8 protein-coding genes are annotated in these 22,652 nt (G+C 63.4%); 4 read left to right on the plus strand and 4 right to left on the minus strand.

What is annotated here, in order from left to right:
• Positions 1-138 precede the first annotated feature (138 nt).
• Positions 139-1,467 carry a 30S ribosomal protein S12 methylthiotransferase RimO gene (rimO, locus tag QLG02_RS07925; RefSeq protein WP_011705268.1) on the plus strand — a complete coding sequence of 443 codons (1,329 nt, stop codon included), beginning with the start codon at positions 139-141 and terminating at the stop codon, positions 1,465-1,467.
• Positions 1,468-1,567: 100 nt separating this feature from the next.
• On the opposite strand, the gene QLG02_RS07930 is transcribed toward rimO, so the two are convergent.
• The 4 genes from QLG02_RS07930 to QLG02_RS07945 all read right to left on the minus strand — a co-directional run bounded on the left by QLG02_RS07930 (position 1,568) and on the right by QLG02_RS07945 (position 16,645).
• A complete protein-coding gene (locus QLG02_RS07930; RefSeq protein ID WP_226033192.1) occupies positions 1,568-2,062 on the minus strand; it encodes a GNAT family N-acetyltransferase in 495 nt (164 codons plus the stop codon).
• A 377-nt stretch (positions 2,063-2,439) separates the two neighbouring features.
• Complete coding sequence (gene rtxA / locus QLG02_RS07935) at positions 2,440-15,747, minus strand: MARTX multifunctional-autoprocessing repeats-in-toxin holotoxin RtxA (RefSeq protein ID WP_282464916.1); 13,308 nt, start codon at positions 15,745-15,747, stop codon at positions 2,440-2,442.
• A gap of 17 nt (positions 15,748-15,764) precedes the next feature.
• Positions 15,765-16,226, minus strand: a complete 462-nt coding sequence (gene rtxC, locus QLG02_RS07940) for an RTX toxin-activating lysine-acyltransferase RtxC (protein WP_161772470.1) — start codon at positions 16,224-16,226, stop codon at positions 15,765-15,767.
• A gap of 20 nt (positions 16,227-16,246) precedes the next feature.
• A complete protein-coding gene (locus QLG02_RS07945) occupies positions 16,247-16,645 on the minus strand; it encodes a peptide chain release factor 1 (protein ID WP_076361215.1) in 399 nt (132 codons plus the stop codon).
• Positions 16,646-16,977: 332 nt separating this feature from the next.
• Between QLG02_RS07945 and QLG02_RS07950 the strand changes: the two genes are divergently transcribed.
• From QLG02_RS07950 to QLG02_RS07960, 3 genes are read left to right on the plus strand one after another with little or no spacing between them, the layout of a single operon-like run.
• Positions 16,978-19,041 (plus strand): type I secretion system permease/ATPase, encoded by a 2,064-nt coding sequence (locus QLG02_RS07950; RefSeq protein ID WP_282464917.1) that lies wholly within the window; start codon positions 16,978-16,980, stop codon positions 19,039-19,041.
• A complete protein-coding gene (locus QLG02_RS07955; protein WP_224480156.1) occupies positions 19,038-20,402 on the plus strand; it encodes an HlyD family type I secretion periplasmic adaptor subunit in 1,365 nt (454 codons plus the stop codon). Before QLG02_RS07950 ends, QLG02_RS07955 begins: the two co-directional genes overlap by 4 nt.
• A 2-nt stretch (positions 20,403-20,404) precedes the next feature.
• Positions 20,405-22,564: a type I secretion system permease/ATPase gene (locus tag QLG02_RS07960; RefSeq protein ID WP_282464918.1), complete on the plus strand. Its 2,160-nt coding sequence runs from the start codon at positions 20,405-20,407 to the stop codon at positions 22,562-22,564.
• Positions 22,565-22,652 lie beyond the last annotated feature (88 nt).

The raw sequence follows: 22,652 nt of genomic DNA on the forward strand, positions 1-22,652 counted from the left end.
AAAACGGGCCTGCCTTGGCACAATCCTGCCTCGCCGGAGATATTGTTCGATTCCGCCGTGCCGGCTGTATAGTTTTTGGTTAGCCATTCCGGTAAAATCCGCGCCCTAAAACTAGAGCCACCTAAGAGTGATTGAGCGATGTCCAACACAAAACAGGCCCCCAAAGTAGGATTCGTCTCCTTGGGTTGCCCCAAAAATCTGGTCGATTCCGAGCGCATCCTGACCCAGCTGCGTACCGAAGGGTACGACGTGGTGCCCAGCTATGACGATGCGGAAGTGGTGGTGGTCAACACCTGCGGCTTCATCGACAGCGCGGTACAGGAATCCCTGGAAGCCATCGGCGAGGCCCTGGCCGAGAACGGCAAGGTGATCGTCACCGGCTGCCTCGGTGCCAAAGAGAACCAGATCCGCGAGATCCACCCCAAGGTGCTCGAGATCACCGGTCCCCACGCCTATGAAGAGGTGCTGGGTCACGTGCACAAATACGTCGAGAAGCCGACCCACAACCCCTTCACCAGCCTGGTGCCGGCCCAGGGCGTCAAGCTGACCCCCCGTCACTACGCCTATCTGAAGATTTCCGAAGGCTGCAACCATCGCTGCACCTTCTGCATCATCCCCTCCATGCGCGGGGATCTGGTGAGCCGTCCCATCGGCGAAGTGCTGGCCGAGGCCAAGCGCCTGAAAGAGGCCGGCGTGAAGGAGATCCTGGTGATCTCCCAGGACACCTCCGCCTACGGTGTCGACGTCAAGCACCGCACCGGTTTCTACGACGGCATGCCGGTCAAGACCAGCATGGTGGCCCTGTGCGAAGAGCTGGCCAAGCTCGGCATGTGGGTACGCCTGCACTACGTCTACCCGTACCCCCACGTGGATGACGTCATCCCGCTGATGCGCGACGGCAAGGTACTGCCCTACCTCGACATTCCGCTGCAACACGCCAGCCCGCGCATCCTCAAGCTGATGAAGCGCCCGGGCACCGTCGAGCGCACCCTGGAGCGGATCCAGAAGTGGCGCGAGATCTGCCCCGAGATCACCCTGCGCTCCACCTTCATCGTCGGCTTCCCCGGCGAAACCGAAGAAGAGTTCCAGATGCTGCTGGACTTCATCGACAAGGCGGAGCTGGATCGGGTCGGCTGCTTCAAATACAGCCCGGTCGAGGGTGCCAAGGCCAACGAGCTGCCGGATCCGGTGCCGGAAGAGGTGCAGGAAGAGCGCTTCCAGCGCTTCATGGAGCTGCAGCAGCAGGTTTCCATCCGCAAGCTCGCCCGCAAGGTCGGCAAGGAGATGCTGGTACTGATCGACGAGGTAGACGAAGAGGGTGCCACCGGCCGCTCCGCCGCCGATGCCCCCGAAATCGACGGTCTGGTCTATCTGAACGGTGAAACCGGCCTCAAGCCCGGCGACATGGTCAAGGTCCGCATCGATGAAGCGGACGAGTACGACCTGTGGGCCAGCCTCATCGACTGATCCCCGACAAGCGCCAACAAAAAAGCCAGTCAGTGACCCTGACTGGCTTTTTTATTGATTGTGCGAACTGGCTATACCGGCAGAACAGCAGTATCAAGCATCACTGGACCACCTTTTCTGACGAGGACGGGACGCCGGTATCCGCCACCATCACCAGCACATGAAGGCCTTTATAATGGACCTCCTCAAGGGCCTTGAAACCATGACGGCAATAAACGCCACCGGTCAGGTTCTCGGTTTGCAAGTACAGCTTGCTGATCCCCGCCCTGCGAGCACGGCTGAGGATCTCTGTTACCAGCAAGGAGGCGACCCCCTGCCCGCGTGCGTTTTCAACCACATAGACCCCACCCAACCAATGCTCGTACTCGGGAAACATCGCCATTTCGCGGATCTTGAGCTCGGCAGCCCCCACCCATTCACCGGCCAGGCGGGCCAGCACCATCAGCGGAGCCCGGTCGACCTGAGTAGCCGCCGTGACCTTGGCCAGTACCTGCTCTTGCGTGCAGCGACCACTGTCGCGGCACCATTCGTCAAAATACCATGAGGCAACCACGCCTGCGGCAGATGGCGCATCCGCCAGTAACACCAACTCCATAAAATCCTCTTTTGCCTATGACCCCTGACCAGCAGGGGAAGGATGAACACGGCAAGGCGAAACCCAGGGGCGCACCAGCGGACATCGGCCTCGGCGGCAGCGAGTCTCCGGGACTCGTCTGCCCCAGACCAGGTTATCAAATGGATATCATAACCAGCCGGGGAGCGGAAGCTGACCATGCCTGGAAAGGCAGGTGCAGCCCCATCCGTTGGCAGAGTCAGTGATAGGCGGCGAGCAGGCTGCGCTAAAGAGCCGGCAGCCAAGGCGCACTTTCCCGTCGTCACGCACCGCCAAGGAGGCTCACACCCACCGTTTTCCCATAAAAAAACCTGCTCCGAAGAGCAGGTTTTTACCTAACGGGATGGGAGTCAGGTCGCTCAGGCGACCCGGCCCTTGCCCTGGATCACATCACCCCAGGCCGACTGCACCAGGCTGTTGGCCTGGCTGTCGAGCCGGTTGAGCAGGCCCATGTCGCCCGCTTCGGGGGCGAAGCTGCTCATGGCCTGGATCAGCTTGTCCACCGCCTGATGGGAGAGCGCGCTGTAGCTGCGCTCGCCGTCAGCCTGCTGCTCGCCAAGCCCGATCACCAGCTGGGCCCGGTTGTCGGCGAAGTAGTTGCTGAAGGTGGCACTGCCCAGCTGCTCGAACTTGCCCTGCTCGCTGGTGCCGTCGGTGTGACGGTTGACCAGCAATTGCAGATCGTAGCCGCTGCGCTTGAACCAGAGATCCCGCCAGCTGACGTCGTTGAAGACGATGAAGTCCTCCTTGCCGATGTCCTGCACCAGGTTCTCTATCACGGCGCCACTGAACACGAAGCTGTCGACGCCGGTGCCACCGCTGAACTGGTTCTGATAACCCCCCAGCACCAGCAGGTCATCGCCGGCGCCGCCATCGAGCTGGCTGAACTTGGCGACCTGATCGGCGATCAACCGATCCTGGCCGTCACCACCCCGAATGGTGGCGTGATAGCCCATCAGCTTGACCTGGTTGTTGCCATGTTCGGCCAGCAGGCGGTTGTGATTGCCAAACACCATGGCAAAGTCGTCGCCCTCTCCGAGCCGGATCTGGTTGTGATGGCCTATGGTCACCGTGAAGTCCTGATCCGCGCCGGCATCTATCTGGTTGTAGTTGCCGGAGGTCACCAGATAATCCTGACCGGCCCCCCCTTCCACTATGCCCTCTTCACCGAAGATGAAGGCCTGATCGTTGCCCTCCCCCATGAAGGCGCGGTTGACACGGCCGGCCAGCACGGCGACATCGTCACCCTGCCCGCCGAACATCATGTTCTCCCGGCCCATCATGATCCCGGTGTCCTGACCGGCACCGCCGGTGAAGATGTTGGAGGTCCCGGTGGCGTAGAAGACATCGTCCCCGCGGCCACCCCAGAAGTTGTTGTTGTCGCCGAGGTAGGCCCCAAGATCCTTGCCGTCTCCCCCCCAGTTGAAGTTGTAGTTGCCAAGGGAGACATGCATATCGCCATCCCCCTGCAGGTGACCACTGTTGCGCAGGAAGTCGAAGGTCTGCTCCTTCATGTTGAGCAGGTCCGCCGTCAGGTTCTGCTTGAGGTTGCTGGCCAGCGCCACCACCTCCGCCTGCTTGTCCCGGTTGAACAGGGTGGCAAACAGGTTGGGCAGACTCAGCGCATTGAAGCCGAAGGCACGCTCCTCGGTGGCGGCCGGCAGCGCCGCCGGCTTGGCGTCGTTACCCTGCTGCACCGTCAAGGCAGCGGACTTGGCCTCCTCGGGAGCCTCGTCCTGCAGGCCGTGGCTGCGGGCAAAGCTGCTGAGGGCATCCTCCCCCAGATCCAGCCCGGCCTTGAGCTGCTCGACCCACTGGGCCGGATCGGTCAGGCTCTTGAGCTGATCGCCACCAAACTCGGCGATGACACCCAGCATCTCCTGCAACATAGCCGGCGCATCGATGGCCGCCCCATCGCGGGCCACCAGCTCACTACGAGCGTTGTAATCCACGCCGAAGATGTCCGCCAGCGTGGTATCGGCGCCCACCCCTGCCAGGCGACCCAGCAACCGGTTCTGCAGCTGACGCGGCAGATCGGTCGGGGTGAAGGTAAAGGTGGTTTTCGCCTGCCCGCTGGCGGTGAACTCCTGGGTCATCAGCCCGAACAGGGAACCCAGGTTGGTGTCCAGGATCGCCTGGATATTGTCACCGAACACGAAGTTCCAGTTGCCCGTGGTGACCTGGATATCGGCCCCCTGACCGGCCACGGCAAAGTTGAAGACCAGCTTCTCGTTGGCCTGGCGCAGCTTGTCCGCTCGGCTCAACGGTCCCTGTTCGCCCTGGCCGCCGCCCGAGATCCGCTTGTTGAACTCCTTGTTGAGGGTTGCCTCCAGATCGCTCTTGAGCCCGCGGCTGCTGCGCTCATGGTCGCTGTCCAGACGCGTGAGCGAGCCGTACTCGACGCTGCTGGTCTGATCCAGACCGGCCATGTCGGCCACGAACTTGTTGGCACCAGCCAGGGTCCACTGATCCCACTGGCTGGCCACCCAATCCGGCTTGGCACCGTCACCGGCGATCTGCTGGAGGGCGCCGGCAATGCGGGCCGCCCCGCCAAACGGGTTGACCAGCGGCGGAGTGGGGATGGATTTTTCCAGCATCACGATGAGATCGTTGCTGCGCCCCAGGTTGAAGCTGACGTTGCGTTGCCCCACGAACAGCTGGGCCCCTTCCAGCGCCCGGTAGCCGGCGATGTCGACGCTGTGTTTGCTGTCGCCATCCCCGATGTGCACCATGACGTTGTTGTCGCCGAAGGCCAGCGACTTCATACCGCCCGTGCCCACTTTGACACCCAGGTTGGTGGTCCCCCAGTTGAGGGCGGTGAACTCGCCATCCCCCACGTCGACCTGGATGTTGCCCGAGTAGCTGACCGCATTGTCGGCCTGGCTCGAGGCCGTTTCCGGCTGGCGCTGTTTATCGGGTGCGACGAAGGTCTCGTCGTTGTCGGCAATGGCGCCCCGGGCACGGCTTTCGCCCTCGCCCACTTTCGCCAGATCGATATCCCCTTCTGCCACGCCGCCGCGTACCCGCTCGTTGTGCACCACAGGTTCGCCGGCGTCATCCAGGGTCAGTACCACCTTGTTGGCTGCCACCTTGCGGGCCCAGACATCCGCCTCATCGCGGGTATGCTTGCGCCCTCCCTGATCGACCGCCACCTCGCTGCTGCGGGCCGATACCTGGGTACGGATCCCCTCGCCAGCCAGCGCCTGGATGAAGCGGCGGGCAAAACCGGTCTGCAGGTCGTCGCTCACCAGGGAGCAACCCACCAGACTGATGTGGCTCGGCTTGGTGGTCACGCCAGCCTCTTGCTGCAGGCGATCGCCCAGGCGGCGCAGATGACCGGCCAGCTCATCGGCACTGTAGCCGCTGAGACGGCTGTTGTTCTGCCCGTCCGCATCGCGGCCATGCCCCACCACCTGCCAGCGGATATTGCCGGCCAGTTGCGCAGGGTCGCCATACACCACCCGATAGTTGCCATCCGCATCCAGCTGTACCACCAGACTGCGGTCGGGGTGCTTGCCGGCCAGGCTGGCCGCGGCCTTGGCGGCCACCGGATCATCTTCGGTCTGGATGATGATCTGGCTGGTGAAGCGGGTCTCGCCCCCTTCGCTGCCTAGCGCCACCTCAGGTCGCTGCCACTGCTCGACCCGCTGGTTGCGAACCGGCTGATCCGCACCATCCAGCGCCGCCGGCGTGCGGCTCAACAAGCCGCCAACAATCTGCTCGGCGTACTGACTCATCAGGCGGTTGCTGGCCAGATGGCCATAGAAGGTCTGTTCACCGCTGACCTGATAACCGGCCACGGCCAGCTTGGCCCTCAGTTTTTCCCCTTCGCTGCCGAGCCCCTCGTTGTCGGTCAGCAGCATGATGGGCGTGCTCTTGGGCAGGCCGTCGAGGTTTTTCTCCACCGAGAAACGGCCGTTGATCGCCTTGGCGATCGCCCCCACCAGACCACCCGGGTTGGGCAGCTCGTGGGCCGTTATAGCCTTGCTCATGCTGGGCATGGGGCGATCGAGCAGCAGCCCGCCCACCGGCTTGCCCCGCTCGGCGGCATAACGGGCCAGATCGGCGGCAATGGGGCCGCCCATGGAGTAGCCGTGGATCAGGATCTTGCCAGGCGCCACCCCGCGCTCTTCCACCAGATAGCGGAACATGGTGCGGGCATCCTGGTAGACCCCCTGCTCGCTGGGTCCACCATCGCTGGTCCCATAACCACGCAAGTTGACCGCCAGCATGTCGACGCCCTGCTTCTGATAGTGGCTGCGAACCGCATCGGCCTGCTCCTCGGCGGAAGAACCCGAACCGTGCAGGAACAGCACCACCTCGGGCTTGCCATCCTGCGGCGTCCCCGGCCGCTCGGCCCCCTTGTGCAGGTAACCAGACAGACGGCCGGCATCCCCTTGCAGGGTCACCTGCTCGGCCTCGCCCTTGCTCACCGCATGGTCGAGCAGTTGGCGGGTGATGTCGCCCACCTGGCGCCGCTCATCGCGGGTACCGTAGAGGTTGTCGTTGAGGAAGCGGGTCAGCGGATTGAGTGGCTGTTTGTCCAACGGGGCCGAACCATCGTTCGCCACGGAGACGGGTTTGCCGGAGCCTGCTGGCAGCTCACCATCGGCAAGCGTATCGCCCTTGCGTGGCGTGCCAAGAGCGACCAGCTCATCGAGCTGCGCCGTATAGGCATGCTGCTGATAGAACTCGAGAGTACGGTCGAAGGCACCATCGAGTGCAGCCTGTACCGACGCCTTGCTGTCTTCGCCAGCCAGATCGACCAGATCCCGGTAGTTGGCGGTATAGCTTTCCAGCACCTGCTTGCGCGCATCCCCGCTCTCCTGCAGCGCCCGATAGACCGCCAGACTCTCGTTCACCGAGTGACCACCATCGAATACCAGGAAGGCAAGGGTGTTGAGGTAAGCCTGGCTTGGGGAGTAAGCAGGATCTTTGGCCGCCAGATAGTTGTTCAGGTGGACCATGATGTTGGTCGAGCCGGAAGCACCTGTCACCACGGACAGTCCCTTGTCCAGCGCATTGCGCTCAAAGGTGGTCTCCTTGCCCGGTGTCAGGATGCGGCCATCCGCCACGCTGCGCCCGTTCAGGAAATCCTCGTACTTGTCACCACCGGGCTGGTAGTGCAGACCGGTGCCATAGTCGCTGGTGGTACGGCCAGGCAGGTCGACCTGCAGCAGACCATCCTTGGCCGAAGCAACCTCGGTACTGGTCGAGCGCGCCTTGGTGATGACGCTGCCGTAGAAGCGATCGCCCTCTCTCTTCCAGTTGGCCGTGTCCATCCCGAGCTCGGGGTGGGTGGCCATCTTCACCGCCAGGAAGGGGACCTTGATGACATCGAAACCGTTGTCGACCCGGGTCATCATCTGCTTGAAGTTGGCAAAGGTAGGCTCGGCCAGGAACTCGGTCAGACTGGGCACCCGGCTGAACCAGGGGCGGGTGTCTTTCTTGATGGCCTCGGCGAATGCCGCCATCTTCTTGTCGATGCGCTGGGTGCGGGTAGCTTCATCCAGTTGCAGTGTCTGGATCCAGTCATCAAACTCCTTCACCAGCTTGGATCCCAGCTGTGCCGAGGTATCGAGCGCGGCCTGCGATGGGGCCGTCACCAGCCCATGAGCGATCTCCGAATCGAAGCGACGGCCAAACAGGTTGTCGATGTACTGGCCGGTCGCCTTGCTGCGCTGGGCATCTGCCAGCAGCGATTGGGCCAGCACCTGCAACTGCGGATAATCCCCCAGCGTCTTGCTGGCAGTTTCAAACAGGGCAATGGTACGCGGCCCCCGCACGTCGCCCGACAGCCAGAGGGACTTGATCTCTGCGGCCAGCAGACGGGTTTGCGGCGTGTCGAACTGGTTCAGCTGGTGCGCAAATGCGATCAGACTGTCATGCTCGGTGCGCGGAGCCTGTCGCTCGGCGCGGGAGTTGGTCTCGGTCAGCGACCGGATGCCAAGCTCGTTCACCTTGGCGATGTCGGTGGCGCTGAGCTCGCCCACGGCACCGATAATCCGGCCGATGCCATCGAACACCAGTTGATCTTCAAAGCGGGCAGCCTGCTCCGGTGGCAAGGCCAGGCCATACACGCCAGCACTCTTGGCTCGGGAGGCGAAAGTATGGCTCAGCAAGGATGCCGCTTCGAAACGCAGCGCCTTCACTTGCTCGCCGCGCCGGGCAAACTCTTTCGGGTCATTCGTCTGCCACTGGGTCAGGCTCTGTTCCAGCAGCCCCAGATTCGCCTCCGATGGTTGCTGTTGCACCCGTACCACGGCCTCACGCACGGCCTTGAGGCGCTCGCTTGGCAGATCGATGGAGAGCTTGCCCAGCTGGCGACGGGTGGAGTCAATGAAGCCGTTGTCTCCGCTCTTGAGCAGCTGGAAGGCAAAACCGGCGGTCTCGGAAACGGCGACGGCCGGTCCCCGCACCAGGTGCTCCGGCGGGGCCGTATCGGCATTCGCCACGCCCGGGATCTGGTTTCCCGGTTTGTGGCCGCCCAGAGCCTGCAGTCCGCTTGCATCCTCCGCTTGATGCTCGGCGGTGAGCTGGCTCCATGCCTCGGCATGGTTGGCCATCACCCACTCGGCCTTGTGGTTGGCAGAGGCCACCTTCTTGGCATTCTTGACCGGTGGCAACCCCTGGCGCTCCCGATAGGCCTGATACCAGCTGTCGAAGTCCGCGCTCTGCTCGACCAGATTGTTCACCGCCGCCACTATGGTGCGACGACTGACCGGGTCGAACTGGTCGAGGGTCTTCACCTCCACCCTGGCGGTCGATTCCGACTTCGGCACAAACTGGCTCAGCTCGTTCGGTACCTGGCGGAACTCGAACAGGATGGCCGGCTCGGGGTGCTTGCTGTCCCCCGTGGTCGCATTGTTGATGCCATGCCCAGCCACTTCGCCACCAAATTTGAAGTAGTCATAGATGTTCTGTGCCAGCGCCGGTGAATAGGCCGACTTGAGGGTCGCCAGGATCTGCTCGGACACCAGCTTGCGGTCATGGGCACTGAGCAGGGCCAACATGGCCACCGGCTTGGTTCTCGGCAGGATTTCCCAGGCATTCTTGACCTTGGGATCGGTCAACCCCTGGGCGTTGGGCGTGATCCCCTCAGCCAGCGGATCCCAGTCATTGATGTGAATGCCGTATTCCCGGGCCAGATCGGCCGTCTTGCCGTAAATGGAGGTGAGGTAGGCAAACACATTCTGTGCGGTGGCCGCATCCTCCCACTGCACATTGGCCGTGTTGGACAACAGCAGATCCTTCAGCTCGGGGTGATACCAGGGAGCGGACTCCAGCAGCCGGATCTCCTGGGAAGAGCCGCTACCAAACGCCTTGGCGCTGACCGCCACGGTCGCCTGCTGGCCGCTCGGCGTCATGCCGATGGTCTGCCCCTGACCGTCACGGGCGGCGCCATTGCCGGCCGCGATCACGTGGTTGGCATTGGAGATGACCAGGGTGAAACGGCCATCCTCGCTCACGAGATCGGACAGTCTGGTGTGATTGGTCTGGCTGATGTGCTGGGTGAACTCTCTGGCAAGCCAGAGCATGGCCTCCTTGCGAGCTTCCACCGCCTGCTGATCCTGCATCTCGCTTGGATAGGTCACCAGCTCGATGGTATGGGTCTGCCACTGGTTGATCCCTTTGACATCGCTGATCCCGGCGGGATTGGTGTACCCCCCCTGGTTCATGTCCTTGGTCAGCATGAACAGCGGGTTGCCTGCCGCATCGTGCACGTAGCCAAACTTCTGTGCCGAGTTCTTCGGCAGCGCCACCACCAACCCAGTCAGCTCGTTCTCGATGCCGATGGAAGAGCCGTCGAAGTGACTGCTGAACTCAGGCACGGCCTTGCTGCCCGTGCGGGGGCCATGCAGACCGGTGAGATCCACGGCCGCCGTGGCCAGTACCTCATGCTGCTGCACCGGTTTGGTCGCCGTGGCTGTCGCCTGCACCTCCTGCTGCACCTGGCTCGGCGTTGGGGTCGGGGCCACCGGTGGTGTCGCCGGTTGACGGATCCCGGCATTGATCTGCAGCCGGTTGACCGCCGCCAGCGCCCCGTCGAGGGCGGACTGCTCCTGCTCGCTCAGCCCGGTGGCAGTGTCGATGGCCGAGGGTTGGACCTCATCAGGAGCAGATACGGTGCCGACGGCTGGCACATCCAGCTCGCCGGCCTGCGGCAGGGGCTGTGCGGTGGCCGAGGGCTGGCCGGGCTGGGCACCCTGGCGGTTCGGCTTGTCGCCGCTTTGCTTGAGGCTCGCCGCATTCTGTTTGGCCTGGTTGGCCTGCAAACCGGCCTGGCTGGCCGCCTGCTCGCCAGCGAGCTGCGCCTGGCTGGCATTCGCTTCGCCCTGCTGCTGCCGCGATGCTGCCTCCCCCTGGCGAGCCAGCGCGTCGAGACGGCGCTGTTCGGCCTGGGCGGCCCGCTGCTGGCCAGCCGCCTCGGCGTCACCTTGCAGCTGTTCACTGCGCTGCTGACCCGTCTTGGACTTGGCCAGCGCGCTATCGACCTGCTGATGCTGCGCCTCATGGCGAGATCTGGCCTCTTCGATCGCCGTGCCAGCAGTGTTGCCGGCATCGTCCAGATCTTCCTGGACCGTGCTCAGCAGACGATCGGCAAAGCCGGTGCGCCAGTGCTGGCCGGACGGCTCGCTCGCCGCGTCGGACGCTCTGACCTGCTCGAAGCGGCGGGCCAGCGTATCGAGCTGCGCCGTCATCTCGCGAGATTCCTCCTCGATGGCGGCACGCTGATCCTGACCATTTTGCGCCAGCTTGTGCTGATCGGTGGCCTCCAGCTGGGCCTGGGTGCCGGCAATGGCGGCCAGCTGCTGCCCCTTCTCCTGCTCCAGCCGCTGCTTGTCGGCATCGGCACTCGCCTGATCGCCTCTCGCCCGGGCAGCGTTGTCGTCTTGCACCAGCTGGGCGCTGACCTGGCCTATCTCGGCCTTGCCAGAGGCGGTGGCCTCCACGTTGTCGAGCAGGTAGCCAAGGCCGTTGCTCTCACCGATACCGCGGAACGCCAGGGTGTTGCGACCCTCGCGGGCCGTCAGCGTCAGCGCCTTGCTCTGCCAGCTGCTGGCATCCCCTTCGCTGGCAAACACCCGCTCGCCATTCCACAACACCTCGATGCCGTGTTGCAGGGAAATATTGGCCCGGCGGGCAAAATCAAATGTCAGGTTGACGGTCTCGCCCGCCTTGAGGCCGGCAAGATCCTGGGAAATCTGGGTATTGCGGTCAGTCGACAGTTCGCTGACCCGGGCACCGTGCCCGTCAGCAGCCAGCCCGTAGGTGGCAGCAGAAAAATCTGCCTCGATCCCGTCACCGGCATGCTGCCAGCCGTGGGCGCCCCGCTCGAAATCGCCGTTGACGATGAGGTTTTCACCGCCCCTTGCCAGGCCTTGCTCATCGAGCTGCAGCGCCTTGTCCATGGCCTGCTCGTCGCGCTCGCCGGCCTGGCTCACCTTGCCGGTCAGACTGCCGGCCAGGGAGGATTTCACCTCGCTGATCTCGTCCAGACCAAAGCCGCTCAGTCCCTGCACCTCGCCCAGGCTGGCCGCGTGCGGGGTCTTGAGCGGGCCCTCTTCATCGCCCTGCACCAGATAGTTGATGGCCTGGTTGCCTGCGCTGCCGAGCAGGGTCTGCTTGATGTTGTCAAACAGGGTGCCGAGCTTGTTGCTGCTGGTATTGCTGCTGGCGATGGCCAGGCTGTAGAAATCGCCATTGCCGATCTTGATGGCCACGTTGTGGCGGGCATAGGCCGCCGTGATGTCCAGTCCGTCACCGATCTGGACGTTGGCATTGCCCTTGCCCTTCATGACAGCGATGTTGAGGCCGTTCCCCACCTTGGTGTTGAGGTTGTAATCACCCCACGCCAGGTTGACGGTGGTGCCATCACCCACCTTGACGTTGTTGTTGAACTTGCCGTAGGCGGCCGTCACGCTCAGGCCGTCCCCGACCGTGGTGGTCTGGTTGACCTCCCCCTTGGCGAGGGTGACCTGGATGCCGTCTCCCACCCGGGTGACGATATTGGCCTTGCCGAGCAGCGCCTGATAGCCATCTCCCTTCCCGACCTGGGTCACTATGTTCGCATCGCCCTTGGCCAGCACGACCTGACGGCCATCCCCCACCTTGGTGATGACGTTGGCCCTGCCCCAGGCGCCAGTGTAGCCGTCGCCGTTGCCGACCTGGGTGACCAGGTTGGCCTCCCCTTGCAGCACGGCCACTTCCCGGCCATCGCCCACCTTGGTCAGCACGTTGGCACGGCCCTTGGCGAAGTTGTAACGATCGCCGTTGCCGACCTGGGTCAGCAGGTTGACGTCGCCCCAGGCGCCCTGTACCACCAGCCCGTCACCCACCTTGGTGATCAGGTTGGCGCGCCCCTTGGCCAGGCCGATGGTGCTGCCGGCCCCGACGTGGGTCATCACGTTGCCCACCTCGGAGATGAGCAGACCCACCGTGGTGCCGTCACCGATCTTGGTCAGCAGGTTGCCCTTGCCCCACAGCACGCCGGCGGTGGTGCCATTGCCCACGTGGGTCAACACGTTGGCATCGGCCTTGGCGATGGCACCGAGGAAGTCATCCCCCACCTTGGTGATGATATTGGCCTTGCCCAGCGCCAGTACGCCGGTCAGACCGCCGCCGACATGGGTCACTATGTTGGCCTTGCCGAACAGGGCTGCCAGCGTGGTGCCGTTGCCCACCTTGGTCATCACGTTCAGCTCGCCGGCAAACAACCCCAGGCTGGTGCCGTTGCCGATGTGGCTGTAGACGTTGGCCTTGCCGATCATCAGTGCGGCCGTCAGACCATCCCCCACCTTGGTGAACAGGTTGGCCTGCCCCAGCATGGCGGCGAAGGTTTCGCCAGCACCGACGTGGGTGAAGACGTTGGCATTGCCCACCATGGCGGCCAGCGTCATGCCGTTGCCCACCTTGGTCGCCAGGTTGCCCTGGGCCAGCATCAGCGCCACGGTCAGGCCGTCACCGATATGGGTGAAGACGTTGGCCTTGGCCACCATCAGCGCCAGCGCATTGCCATCGCCGACCTTGGTGAAGACGTTGGCCACCCCGCCCATCAGGGCCCAGGCATCGCCTTGGCCTATCTGGGTAAACAGGTTGCCGGCGCCGATCATGGCGGCAATCGCCGTACCGTCGCCCACCTTGGTAAACAGGTTGCCAGCGGCCCCCATCACGCCCAGGGTGTCGCCGTTGCCGACATGGGTCAGCACGTTGGCGCCCCCCAGCATCACCGCGGAGAGATCGCCATCACCGACCCGGGTCAGCACGTTGGCAGCCCCCAGCAGCAGCGCCTGGGTATCACCCTGACCAATCTGGGTCAGCACGTTGGCGCCGCCCCCCAGAATCGCCTGTACCTTGCCGTTGCCCTTCTTGGTCAGCACGTTGGCACCGCCCAGCAGCACGGCGCGGGTGTCGGCAGCCTCCTCGCCCTGAGTGACGTGAGTCAGCACGTTGGCGCCGCCCAGCAGGCCGGCGGTCAGTTGACCCGCCCCCAGCTTGGTCAGCACATTGGCCCCACCCACCGACAGGGCGTCGAGCCGGCCGTTGCCGACCTGGGTCAGCAGGTTGAAGCCGCCCCCCGCCAGCCACAGACCACGGCCGTCGCCCAGCTGGGTATGGGTGTTGTAACCGCCCAGCATGACCACCTGGCTGTCGCCACGGCCCTGCTGCACCGAGATGTTGCCATAGGCCAGCAGACGGGCCAGGTACTCGCCGTCACCGCTGCGTACCAGCACGTTGGCCGCACCGGCCGCATAGACATCCATCCGACCCTGGGCACCCTGATGAACCAGCACGTTGGCCAGGCCCGCCCCACGGAACACCAGGTCGCCGTGCTGGCCGCGCTTGATCAGCACGTTGGCCGCACCGGCGCCGTTGAAATGGATATTGCCTTCGGTCACGTCGGACTCGATGACGTTGCCGCCACCGGCGCCGTCAAAGAAGATGTCACCCTTGCTCTTGCCGCCACTTTGCTGGCGGGGCAGCAACGGCTGGCTGGAGAACTCGCGGGTGGCCGGCAGTCGATCCGACACGGCAGTAACGGTATCGAGCTGATAGCGCACCTCGCTCAGGGAGTAGCCCCCCGTCCCCATGGCGGTGAAGCCGGTATGCTCCGAAATGACCTTATCGGCCAGCCCCGCCAGGTGGTTGCCCTCCTTGTACCAGGCCTTGGCGAGGTACTTGAGCGCCCCGGTCTCCCGATCATTGGCCAGCTCCACCACCACTATCTTGGTGTAGGTGCCAAGTAGCTTGGCAAACACATAGGTGTTGGCCTGCGCCCGGGATTTCACCGCACTCACGTCGACCTTGGCGCCGTCCTGATAAACGGCGTAGCCGCTCATCTTGGCGCTGGAGAGCGTCACGTCGGCAGCCGCCACGTTCACCCCGCCACCGTAGTTGATCCAGCTGTTTTCGGTCAGATCCGCTTCCACCGCCTCCAGCTTGATGCGCTGACGCCGCTCGAACACCAGATCGCTCAGCCGATAGGCCCCGTCGGTTTGCGTCGAGACGAAGCCGTTGCCCGCATCAATTTGACGACCGGCCAAGCCATCGAGGTGGTTGCCCTCCTTGTACCAGGAGGTGGCGTGATAGCGCAGGGTACCGTTCGCGCCATCGTTGGAGAGCTCAACCCGGTTGACCTTGGTGTACATGCCGTCAAAGAAGGCAAACAGGTAGGTATTGGGCTGCAGGCTGGACTTGATGGCCGTGACGGCCTGGGACTGGTTGATCCAGCTGCCGCCCATGGTGGCAGTGGTCAATGCGATCTCGTCGGCACGGGCGCCGGCGAAGGGGGAGCTGTCGCTGTCCGAGCCCTTGCGGGAGAGGTGGTTGTAACCCCCCGCCCCCTTGAAGTGGATGTTGCCCTCGGCCACGTCCGACAGCAGCCGGTTGTAGCCACCGGCCCCGTTGAAGCGGATGTCGCCGCTGGTCTGCAGGTACTCATCCTGCTCGTTGCGCAAGCGGGAGAGCTCGTTCCAGCCGCCGGCCCCGTTGAAGTTGACGTCCCCCTCGCGCCCCTTGCGGAACACCTTGTTGTAGGCACCGGCGCCGTTCAGGGTGACGTTGCCGGACTCCACCTGGGAGCTGATGATATTGGCCGCACCGGCCCCCGAGAAGTGGATGTTGCCCTGCGAGCCTTGATACTGGCTGTGCCAGGTGCGGTCCAGCTTGTTGGCCGCCCCGGCGCCGCTGTAGCTCAGATCGCCGCGGTCGGTCTGATGCCAGAGCTTGTTGTAGCCGCCGGCCCCCTCGAAGCTGACGTTGCCGCTGATCCCCTTGCGGGTCAGGAAGTTGGCCAGCGCGGCCCCCTGATAGCGGATGTCGCCGTCGCGCCCCTGGTGATCGATGTTGGTGGCGCCGCTGGCGCCGGCGAAGTGGACATTGCCGGACTGGGACTTGCTGATGTCGGCATAGCCCGCCGCCCCCTTGACGGTCAGGTTGCCGGAGTCGTCAACCACCTTGAGGTAGGCGGCACCGCCATAGACGCTGTCGTTGCCCGTACCGGTGTAGACGGTGGCGCCGATGGAGCCGACCCTGATGGTGTCGTCACCACCATAGGCATGGATGACGCCACCGAGGCCATAGGCATCGATATCATTGTTTCCGTCATCTGCCGTGTAATTACCGGTAAAGAAGTACTCAATACTTCTCCATACACTCTTTCCCATGTATTAACTCATTATGATTAAATGGAAAACCACTGCACCCTGCGCACACAATGGCCAAGTTCGGCATGAACATGACCGCGCACAGTGCAGACCCGCTGCCCTTTCCATGGCAAGAATATCCGGCGACGCAGATCGCTCACCACGGCGCGGGCGTGTCCGTATGGCGCTATCATCTCCGGAATAAAAATGTGGTCGCCGGATTGCCAATCCTCACGGATCAGCTCCCGCTCGGCGGCCAACAAGGTGTCACGAATGGATAAAGAGACAAACGCCCAGTTGCAAAATGCAACCGGGCGTCCGCATGAGTCTTCGTAATAGCAGAACTGGTTCAATTCAAATGCTGGCAATATACGTTGCTGCCACTCGGCGACGGAATAACGCCGGTGCAGGGAGGAGTGCTGGCTGAGCAGCATGACACCTCCCAACATATGTTGTTTTTGTTGCCAGTTAGGTTCCGTTGGTTGCAATACCAAGTGCATTGACTCCCCACACCGGAAACTTATTTCTTCTTGCGCGGCGCAGCCTGTGCAGTGGCGGCAGGAGCGGTTTCCTGCGCGTCGGCGGGGGCGGCCGGGATCAGGCCAGCGGCAATCAGCTTGTCGAACTCGGCCGCCATGCGCGGATCTTCAAGCATGTTTTTTATCATTGAAACCATATACATAAAGCCAGCTGCCGGCATGTGCACCGTCTGTTTCAGCGCCAGCTCATTGTCGCTTTCGGCCATGACGCCCTGCGCCATCTTGAGCGGATCCTGGCCGACGAAATAGAGGGAGAAAATCCCCTTGTTGTAGTTGACGCTGGATACTGTCTGTACAAACTGCTCTGTCATATAAATTCCATTATCAATAAATATAAGGTAAAACAAAAAACAAAAATCCCACCAAAGATAAATCAACATGGTGCTAACATTTCATTTTTCGCTATATTTACCATATTTGAAAATATTATTTGATTCAATTAAACAATGATTCAAAAATAGAGTAATTACGTCAAAATAAATATCAACAAACTCATTAAGGTTAATAATGAGGCCACACTTGAGATTACCTTTAGATATATTGACTCAGTGAATTTATTATTGATTTTGTCAGCGCACATAATATTTGACAGATAATTATAGGCTCGTTAGTATGCGCGCCCTGCCTGTAACAGGTCACCTTGCCCCATATAAACAGGAGGGGTTTAAACGCGGCAACGGGGTATATTATGACTGCGCATGACGAGTCTGTTTTGGCATGCTTGAAGATTATTACCGGATTATTGGGCTGTCCCCCTAAAGATATAGATATCACGCCAGACGAACCCTTTGATATTATTGTCGATAGGCTGCAGCAGCAGACCGACAGCCGGATCCGCCAACGTCACATTGCTCCCCGCAAACTCGCCAAACAGACGCTCCCGCTGGTCCTGCTCAGTGACAACGGCAACCCCTGCGTCCTGGCCCAGCGTCAGGGGGAGCAGGCCCTGATCCTGGACCCCGCCGTCGGCAACCCGCAGGTCGTCGACCAGCAGGCGCTGCTGACTCGCTGGAACGGACGAGTCTATCAAGTACGCAGACAACAGAGCCGCTTTGACATCCGCTGGTTCATTCCGGCCTTCCTGCAGCAAAAACGGCTGCTGGGGGAGATATTGCTCTTTTCGCTGGTCTTGCAGTTCCTGGCTCTCATCTCCCCGCTCTTTTTTCAGGTCGTCATGGACAAGGTGCTGGTGCATCAGGCCTGGTCGACGCTCGATGTACTGGTGTTCGGGCTGCTGATCACCGCCCTGGTGGAGGTCTGTCTGCGCGGATTGCGGGAGTACCAGTACGCCCACACCGCCAACCGGATCGACATCCAGCTCGGCCTGCGCATGGTGCAGCACCTGTTTGCCCTGCCCCTGCTCTATTTCAAGAGCCGCCAGGTGGGGGCCATCGTGACCCGGGTGCAGGAGCTCAATACCATCCGCGAGTTTCTGACCGGCACCATGTTCACCCTGACGGTGGACGTGCTGTTCATGTTCGTCTTCCTGGCGGTCATGGCCAGCCTCTCCGGCATGCTGACCCTGGTGATCCTGCTCTCCATCCCCGCCTATCTACTGATCGCCTGGTGGATCACGCCGCGCATGCAGCAGGCGGTCGAACAGCAGTTCGGCCACGCCGCCGCCAACACCGCCTTCTTGAACGAGACGGTCGCCGGCGCCGAGACCCTCAAGAGCCTGGCGCTGGAACCGCGCTTCGTGCGGCGCTGGGATGAGCAGACCAGCCAGATGGTGACCGCCGGTTACCGGGTTCAGCAGCTCAACAACGCCTCCCAGCACGGCGTCATGTGGCTGCAAAAGCTGGTGAGTGCCGGCGTGCTCTGGCTCGGCGCGAGCGAGGTGATCAGCCTGCAGCTCACCATCGGCCAGCTCATCGCCTTCAACATGATGGCCGGCCACGTGGCCCAGCCCCTGTCACGGCTGGTCGAGTTGTGGGGCCAGTTCATCCAGACCCGGATCGCGGTGGACAAATTGGGTGACATGCTCAACCTGCCCCCCGAGCACCAGCGTGACGGCGCGGGCCAGGTGAGTGCCGGTGCCATTTTGCTGGAGCGGGTGCGGTTTCGCTATCAGCCGGACGCCCCCCTCATCATCGATGATCTCTCCCTGACCATAGCGCCCGGCGACACGCTCGGGGTGGTCGGCGGCTCAGGCTCGGGCAAGAGCACCCTGGCCAGGCTGCTGCTGCGCCTCTACCAACCCGAGCAGGGCGAGATCTTCATCGACGGCCAGCCCATCCGCCAGCTTCCCCTCCACCACCTGCGTCAGCAGATGGGGGTGGTGCTGCAGGAGAATCACCTGTTCAACAAATCGGTACGGGACAACATCGCCCAGTCGATGCCCCATGCCAGCCTGGACCAGATCATCCGCGCCGCTACCCTGGCCGGCGCCCACGACTTCATTTTGCGGCTGCCCCTTGGCTATGACACAGTGCTGGCGGAGGGGGGCAGCTCGCTCTCCGGTGGCCAGCGCCAGCGCATCGCCATCGCCCGCACCCTGCTGGCAGACCCCAGGATCCTCATCTTCGACGAGGCCACCAGCGCCCTCGACGATGAGTCCCAGGCGCTGATCCAGCGCAACATGCGCCAGATCGCCTGTGGCCGTACCGTCATCACCATCGCCCACCGTCTCTCCACCGTGCGCCAGTGCGACCGCATCATCGTCCTGCAGCGCGGCAAGATCGTCGAGCAGGGCGACCACGCCAGCCTGCTGGCGCGAGGAGAGCACTACGCCCGGCTGTGGCGACTGCAGCAGGACTTGCACGAGGAGACCCCATGAATCTGCGTACCTGGCTGGCCCGCTTTCGCCAACCCCGTCCACCCCGGCAGGCGGATACCCACTACGGCTTTCTGCCGGCCCACCTGGCGCTGGCCGAGACGCCCCCCTCCCCCTTTGCCCGCATCACGGCGCTGACCCTCAGCGCCGGCGTGCTGCTGACCCTGCTATGGGCCTGCTGGGGCGAGCTCGACATCCAGGCCACCGCCAGCGGTCGCCTGCTGGTGCTTGGCCGCAGCCAGATGATCCAGTCCTACGAGCAGGCCAGGGTGGTGAGCATCCACGTGGAAGACGGTCAGGCGGTTGGCGCCGATGCGCCGCTGCTGACCCTCAATACGCTGGGGGTCAGCCAGGATCTGAGCCGCTTGCGCCAGCAGCAGGCGTTCCAGTACCAGACGTTGATCCGCTACCAGTCGCTCTACCGTGATCAGGCCCCCGACCAGCATCCGGACTATGTCAGGCTCACGCCGGAGCAGCAGCTGGCGCTGGTGGAGAACTACCAGAGCGAGCTGCACGAATTTCACAGCACCCTCGGCAACCTGCAGGCCGAGCTCGGGGTCAACCAGGCCAACCAGGCCGCCAGGCGGGGCGACATGGCTTCTCTCACCACCCTGCTGGCCAACATTCGTCCCCGCCTGCAGGCCCGTCAGACCCTGAGCCAGTCCCATGCCATCTCCCGGGTGGAGTATCTGGAGCAGGAAAAAGAGCTGCTGGAGACCCAGCGTCAGCTCGCCCAGCAGCGGGCCGAACTCGAGGTGCTGCAATCCCAGCAGCAGAGCCTGCAGGAGCGGCTGGCCGGCTTCAAGGCACAAAAGCAGCGGGAGTGGATCGAGAAACGCCAGCAGGCCAGGCTGCAGCTGACCGCCATCGAGCAGGAGCTCGCCAAACTGCGCGAGCGGGAACACCTGGAGGTGATCCGCGCCCCCGTGGCCGGCACGGTGCAGCAGCTGGCCATTCACACTCAGGGCGCCGTGGTGCAGCCGGCCCAGCAGTTGCTGGTGATCGTACCCAACGAAGGGGTGCAGCTCGCCGAGGTGAAGATCCTCAACAAGGACATCGGCTTCGTGCACGAGGGGCAGGCGGTGAGCATCAAGGTGGATGCCTTCCCCTACACCCGCTACGGCACCATAGATGGCGAGCTGGTGAGCGTGTCGCGCGACGCCACCGCCGATGAGCAGCTGGGGCTGGTCTTTGCCGCCAGGGTCAAGCTGAGCCAGGGCGAGATGCTGATCGACCAGCAGCCCGTCAAGCTCACCCCCGGCATGTCGGTGGTGGCGGAGATCAAGACCGACCGGCGCCGGGTCATCGACTACCTGCTGAGCCCCATTCGCGAGTATCAGGCCGAGGCACTGCGGGAGCGATGACGATGCAGCAGACTCACGCCGCCGACAGCGCCCCTGTCGCCAATGGCGCCCTCGCCGCCCTCACCCAGGCGGCCCATCAGCTGATGCTGACGGCCGATGCCGAACAGCTGGCCCACGCCCTGGGTTGCGATCTGGCACCGCCCGACCTGACGGTGCGAGAAGCCGCCGCCCGTCTTGGCCTGCGCAGTGCCCTGTCGCAGGGACCGGGCTGCCCGCTCGCGGCGCTGCCGCTGCCGGCCTTGCTCAAGCGGGATGGCTGCTGGTACACCATCACCGCCATCACGCCAGAGGGCTGGCAGCTGTTTGATCCCGCCAGCGGCAGCAGCGGACTGCAGTCGCTGCCGAGCCAGGCCGAGGCGGCGCAGTGGCACTTTCTGTTGCTGGCCCAGCAGGATCTCACCCCGGCCGAGGTCAAATTCGGGCTGGGCTGGTTCAGCCCGGCGGTGCTGCGCCAGCAGAAACAGCTGCGGGACGTCTTCTGTTTCGCCATCCTGCTGCAGCTCATCGCCCTCGCCAGTCCGCTGCTGTTCGAGAACATCATCGACAAGGTGCTGGTGGGGCGCAGCCTCGGCAGCCTGCACGTGCTGGCCCTGGCCATGGTGGCACTGGCCTGCGCCGAGCCGCTCTACGGCTTTCTGCGCGGCCAGGTGTTCGGTCACCTGGCCAACCAGGTCAATGCCGAGCTCTCCGGCAAGCTCTATCGCCATCTGGTCGGCCTGCCCATCGGCTATTTCAAGGCCCGCCAGACCGGCCAGATCATCGCCCGGGTCAAGGAGATGGCCCAGATCCGCCAGTTCCTCACCGGCTCGACCCTGATGCTGGTGCTGGATCTGCTGTTCATCCTGCTGTTCGTCGGGGTCATGTTTCACTACGCCCCGCGCCTGACCGCCTGCGTGCTCGGCTCGTTGCTGATCTACTTCCTGCTCTGGCTGCTGATAGGGCCGCTGGTGCGCAGGAAGGTCGAGGCGGAGTATCAGGCGGATGCCGATGCCACCAGCTTTCTCACCGAAGCGGTCACCGGCATCGAAACCATCAAGACCACGGCCACCGAACGCCGCTTCTACCAGGAGTGGCAGCGCCTGCTGGCACGCCAGCTCAGACGGGGCTTTCAGGCCAAAAAGGTGGGGTTGGCGGCCGGCCAGGGCATCGATCTGGTGCAAAAACTCACCGCCGCCCTGCTGCTCTGGCTCGGGGTCGGCGAGGTACTGAACGGTCGCATGAGCCCGGGGGAGCTGGTCGCCTTCAACATGCTGGCCGGCCACGTCACCCAGCCGGTGCTGCGCCTGGCCCAGGTGTGGCAGGATTTTCAGCACACCCTGATCGCCCTGCGCCGGGTCGGCGACATCCTCGACGAGGCGCCGGAGCATGGCAACCACGGGCTCGCCTCCGTGCCCGCCCTCCAGGGCGCCATCGAGTTTCGCCACATCCGCTTTCGTTACCAGCCGGATGCCCCCGAGGTGCTGGCCAACCTCTCCCTCACCATCGAGCCGGGGCAGTTCATCGGCATCACGGGTCCGTCCGGCTGCGGCAAGAGCACCCTGACCCGTTTGCTGCAGCGGCTCTATGTGCCCCAGCACGGTCAGGTGCTGGTGGACAACATGGATCTCGCCATCGCCGACCCCGTCTCCCTGCGCCGCAACATGAGCGTGGTGCTGCAGGAAAGCGTGCTCTTCTCCGGCACCATCGCCGACAACATCCGCATCTGCCGCCCCGATGCCAGCCAGGCCGAGCTGAAGCAGGTGGCGCAGCTGGCCGGAGCCCTCGCCTTCATTCGCGAGCTGCCCCAGGGCTTCGAGCAACAGGTGGGAGAGAAGGGTGCCCGCTTGTCGGGCGGCCAGCGCCAGCGCATCGCCCTGGCCCGCGCCCTGCTGGTCAACCCCAGGATCCTGCTGCTCGACGAGGCCACCTCGGCCCTCGACTATGAGTCGGAAGCGGCCATCATGGCCAACATGGCGGCCATCCGCCGCGGCCGCACCCTCATCAGCATCGCCCATCGCCTCAATACCCTGCGCGAGGCGGACCGCATCCTGGTGATGGAGGCAGGGCAGATAGTGGAGTCGGGCAGCCATGATGAACTGCTGGCCCGCGAGGGGCTCTATGCCAGGCTGTGGCGTCAGCAGACCGGTGATGAGGCGAGTCAGACCCAAGCTCACACAGGCTAGGAAGTGGCTAATGATGGGGTGGTGAATAATGGCGGGCTGATTCAGTCCCGATACAGCCAGGGCTGTTAGGATCCGGATTGACTCTCCC

The sequence above is a fragment of the Aeromonas sp. V90_14 genome (genome assembly GCF_029967615.1).
Classification (GTDB): domain Bacteria; phylum Pseudomonadota; class Gammaproteobacteria; order Enterobacterales; family Aeromonadaceae; genus Aeromonas; species Aeromonas hydrophila.